The organism is Psittacicella gerlachiana (genome assembly GCF_003585965.1).
GTDB lineage: Bacteria > Pseudomonadota > Gammaproteobacteria > Enterobacterales > Psittacicellaceae > Psittacicella > Psittacicella gerlachiana.
On the sequence record NZ_NRJF01000220.1, the window covers coordinates 1 to 1,882 of the forward strand.

1 protein-coding gene is annotated in these 1,882 nt (G+C 29.0%); it reads right to left on the reverse strand.

Annotation, left to right across the window (positions count from 1 at the left end):
- Nucleotides 1-1,846: BspA family leucine-rich repeat surface protein (locus CKF59_RS06800; RefSeq protein WP_119535187.1), on the reverse strand; the 1,846-nt coding region annotated here is incomplete at its 3' end.
- Between the last annotated feature and the right edge of the window lie 36 nt (nt 1,847-1,882).

The window sequence follows — 1,882 nt, forward strand, 5'->3', positions numbered from 1 at the left end:
TACTTAAATTACTATTAAATCTTTTCGCAGATTTAAACATACCCTCCATATTTGTTACATTTGCAACATTCCAATTACTCAAGTCACTATTAAATTTTTCAGCTCTACAAAACATGTATGACATATCTGTTACATTTGCAACATTCCAACAACTCAAATCACTATTAAATTTTTCAGCTATATTGAACATATATGACATATTTGTTACATTTGCAACGTTCCATTTACTCAAATCACCATTAAAACTTTTAGCATTTTGAAACATTGCTAACATATCTTTAACTTTTGAAACATCCCATCTACTTAAATTACTTTTAAATAATAGCGCTCCATCAAACATAAATGCCATATCAGTAACTTTTGAAACATTCCAATTGCTTAGATCACTATAAAAGAAGTCTGTTTTTCTAAACATGCTACGCATGTTTATTACATTTCCAACATTCCAGCGACTTAAATCACTAACAAATGATTTTGCTTGATTGAACATGCTGTTCATATACTTAACAGAAGATACATCCCACTTACTTAAATCGCTATAAAATAATCCAGCTAATCTAAACATTTGACTCATATCTTTTACTTTTGAGACATTCCACTTACTCAAGTCACTACTAAATAAGGCTGCTTCATTAAACATAGATCCCATATCAGTAACTTGCGAAACATCCCAATTACTTAAGTCACTTTCAAAACTGCTAGCTAGCTGAAACATACCATGCATATTTGTAACCTTAGAAACATTCCATCTACTTAAATCACTTTTAAACAAAGGTACTTCATTGAACATAAAAGACATATCTTTTACTTGAGAAACATCCCAATTACTCAAATCACTATCAAATAAAGCCACTTTATTGAACATAGATTTCATATTTCTTACTTTAGAAACATTCCATTGACTTAAATCACTATGGAATAAAATTGCATTACTAAACATATTTGACATGTCAGTAACCTGTGAAACATCCCATTTACTCAAATCACTATTAAATAAAAAAGCTTGGTTAAACATGTCTGACATGTCAACAACTTTAGAAACCTCCCACTTACTTAAATCACTACAAAAACATTTAGCCAGCTTAAACATGGACTTCATATTAGTTACATTAGAAACATTCCAGTTACTTAAATCACTGTTAAATAAAAGATTTTTATTGAACATATGAGACATATCTGTAACTTGAGAAACATCCCAATTGCTTAAGTCACTATTAAATAAAGTTGCTTCATTGAACATATTAGACATATCTGTAACTTGAGAAACATCCCAGTTACTTAAATCACTATTAAACCAAGAAGCTTTGTTAAACATAGATTTCATGTTTGTAACATTAGATACATCCCACTTACTTAAATCACTATTAAAGTTTTTTGCTTCTTGGAACATAGATTCCATGCTTTTTACGCTAGACACATCCCATTTACTTAAATCGCTATAAAATAATTCAGCTTGTGCAAACATAGATGTCATATCTATTACATTTGAAACATCCCAATTACTTAAATCACCATTAAAATTTTCAGCTCCAGCAAACATTTCGTTCATTGTGCTTACATTTGAAATATCCCATTTACTTAGATCACTATTAAAATTTATAGCTAAAGTAAACATTGCCATCATATCTTTAACATTAGAGACATTCCAACAACTTATATCACTATTAAAATTTATTGCCCCAGCAAACATTGCCGTCATATCTATCACATTTGAAACATTCCAATTACTCAAATCACAATTAAAATTATCGGCTAAAGCAAACATATAACTAGTACTGGTTACTTTAGAAACATCCCAATTACTAATATTAAATTTCAACTCTTGAAAAGAGAATAAGGAAGTCATATTAGTAATATTACTAACATCAATAAAATTTAAATC